Genomic DNA, 2,991 nt, shown 5'->3' with positions numbered 1-2,991 from the left:
CGTCGACCTCGATGTGCTGGCTCGCGACGAGGTCGCGACCTGGCGGGCCGGCGACACGCTGCTCCTGTCGGGCCGCATGCTCACCGGCCGCGACGCCGCCCACAAGCGCATGATGGAGATGATCGCGCGCGGCGAGCCCCTGCCGGTCGATCTGAAGGATCGCGCCCTGTATTACGTCGGCCCGGTCGATGCTGTGCGCGACGAAGTTGTGGGCCCCGCCGGCCCCACCACGGCCACCCGCATGGACCCGTTCACCGACACGGTGCTCGACGCCACCGGCCTGCTGGTGATGATCGGCAAGGCCGAGCGCGGCCCCGCCGCCATCGAGGCCATCCGCCGCCACGGCGCCGCTTACCTGATCGCCGTCGGCGGCGCCGCCTATCTGGTGTCCAAGGCCGTCCGCTCCGCCCGCGTGCTGGCCTTTGCCGACCTCGGCATGGAGGCGATCCACGAATTCGTGGTGGCCGACATGCCGGTCACGGTGGCGGTGGATGCCACGGGGGCGTCGGTGCACCAGACGGGGCCGTCGCTGTGGAAGAGGCCGGTGGTGCGGCGGGTGTTTGCAACGACACTGTCCTCGACTGTTCTTTGGCCGACGCACCCCTAACAATAATCCAACTCCACAGCGTCATCAGGTGCATGTCGACTTCGTGCTTGATTTCGGATTCTTAGCAGCTGTAGGCTCATACAAACATGAGGATTAGGCGTGTCGTTCGCACTCAGGAACCGGTAAGTTATGGTGGAGTGGACTGAGGCGGTTCTGTCTGCGGTAAGAAGGCAGGCGTCCAAGGACCCAGAAAAAAAGTTTACACGTCAAGCGTTGATTCAGGACGAACTTGGGAGGATTGTATCTGAAGTCGGATCTGTCGGAGTTACACCAGAACAGACTCTAAGTCGAGAATTGCAAGAGCTTGCTGAAGTCGGACAGATCCTATTTGTGGACCGACGTGGCACTTATCAGCTCATTGCTGATCTGTATGATACAGATAAAAGGGATTTTGCCGCGAGGTATTTTATCGATGGGTTTAGATCTCTAAGATCTTTTAGTATACGACTTGAGCGTGGATTAAACGTGCTTGTTGGTCCAAATGGTGCGGGGAAGACTAATTTTATCGATTTTCTCGCCTTCATCTCTTACGTACTATTGGATGGCGCATCGTCAGCGGTTTCCAGGTCAGGCGGCGTCTCGCGAGTTTTCAGCCAGGAAAATCTTAGGAAGTCGTCTCCTAAGGTTTCTGCTCGCTTCAGCGGATTAGGCGATGTTTCTAGTGCATACGCAGATCCTGAAGGCCGCCACTATTTTAAATTCGAATACTTTCTCGAGGTACGATTCAGTCGGTCTGAGTCGAGTATCTATATTTCCTCAGAGAGGATTCGCGTCTACTCACTGCATTCTAAGCAGGAGTCCACTGTATCAAATCGACTAGTTGGAACCATCAGCATTCAGCGCCGATCTTCGTCGGCTGAGATAGAGCCTAAAGTATATGTTAGCAGAAAGCTTTTTTCAACAGGATTTAGAAATCCCCTCCGATACGCTCGTCGGAGCCTCCCTCGCACAAGCTCTCCTCGACTAATTAGTCATAAATCCGAACCAGGCCTGATTAATTCTCCAGGTCCGAACGAGAGCTTGCTTATTCCTCGCGGACGGCCTGCGTTCGACGCGATAAGAGCAGCTGTGACTCGGGGAAGGGTTTTCAATATAGCTCCAGATAAGGCGCGTGAGCCAGATCAGCTCTCCGAGCAGCCTGTCATCCGATCCGATGGGTCTGGCTTATCAGCAACATTATATCACATGCAGCAAGTGAAGAGATCCCCACGCCCACAGTATGAGTATTACTTCAATCGATACGGAAAAGATACTTTAGACACTGTGATTGAGTGGACTAAGCTGGTACTGCCCGAACTTTCGGATCTTAGCGTCTCTGCTGATCCTCATTCGGGAAAGTATCTGGTCTTTGTCAGCGTGGGTGGGCCGGAACGCCCGCTCCGCCTTTCACTTCAAGCGCTAAGTGACGGTACAATCAAATGGTTAGCTTTTGTCTCAATGATAGTGGTGCAAGGTGGATCTTACTCAGTTGAAGAGCCCGAGAACTTCCTACATCCGAAAATGCAGCAATCTTTAGTCGACTTGATAAGAATGAACCTTGAAGAAAGAAATTCCTCTGAGTATTATATAATTTCAACTCACAGCGAGACTTTAATTAATCAAGTTACACCATCTGAACTAATCCTGTTTAGCTTTTCTGACGGCCTTACTAGCTGCAAGAGAGTTAGAAGACCGGAGCATATTGAGGCAGAGATTAATAGAACGCGCTTTGGGTTAGGCCACTACTACGCTTCCAATGCCGTTTCCTAGCATTCTGGCCTTCGTAGAAGGCCGCATGGAGCGGAACTTTCTCAACAATAATTTTCACTATGTTCATGTTGTGTCCGTTTCTAACGGCACAGGGTGGACGACGGATGCTTTAGCTGACCAGATTGTAACGCTTTATAGAGCACTGGATTTTCGAGGTGACGCTGTAGTAGTATGGGTTGACCGAGAGAGACGTTCCGAAAGCGCTTCACATATACATGGTGTGATTACGACAGCATTGATAACAGCCGGCGCAAGCCGGACGTCAACACATGTACTTGTTTCTGATAGAATGATTGAGAACATAATTCTGTCTGATGAGGCATTGATGAAAACTACTATAATCAATCCCAATTACACGTATAGTATGGAGGGCAGCGGAGGAAAGCACGTGCTTAAGAGTCTACTCAAAACTGCGGGGATTGAGTATAAGGAGACGACAGTAGGAGCCTCTCTCTTAAAAAAGGTGCGCTTACATCGTTGCGCTGTATCTAGTCCTGCCGTTGCGCGGTTCATGGTCAATATGAATATGCCTTGCTGGTGGTTGACGTCTCCAACTTAAAGACTGCATGCTATTCATGCCCGTAGCAGCTCCCATCACCTCCCGCGATACCCCCCAGCCCCCCATCCTATTGGCC

The 2,991-nt window shown here is 52.1% G+C and carries 2 protein-coding genes and 1 pseudogene; all 3 read left to right on the top strand.

Going from position 1 to position 2,991, the window contains the following annotated elements; translation table 11 throughout:
• Positions 1-607: fumarate hydratase C-terminal domain-containing protein (locus P7D22_RS22690; protein ID WP_319936519.1), on the top strand; the 607-nt coding region annotated here is incomplete at its 5' end.
• A gap of 129 nt (positions 608-736) precedes the next feature.
• Positions 737-1,237: pseudogene (locus tag P7D22_RS23615) on the top strand (AAA family ATPase); the annotation flags it as partial.
• Positions 1,238-1,792: 555 nt separating this feature from the next.
• Positions 1,793-2,356: an AAA family ATPase gene (locus P7D22_RS22685; protein WP_319936518.1), complete on the top strand. Its 564-nt coding sequence runs from the start codon at positions 1,793-1,795 to the stop codon at positions 2,354-2,356.
• Positions 2,357-2,991: the final 635 nt, after the last annotated feature.

The organism is Lichenihabitans sp. Uapishka_5 (genome assembly GCF_033947565.1).
Lineage (GTDB): Bacteria > Pseudomonadota > Alphaproteobacteria > Rhizobiales > Beijerinckiaceae > Lichenihabitans.
This window is presented reverse-complemented; position numbering and strand designations above follow the sequence as displayed.

Coding starts and splice junctions, on each gene's coding strand:
- P7D22_RS22685 (WP_319936518.1), top strand. CDS start 1,793: ATGCAGCAAGTGAAGAGATCCCCACGCCCACAGTATGAGTATTACTTC.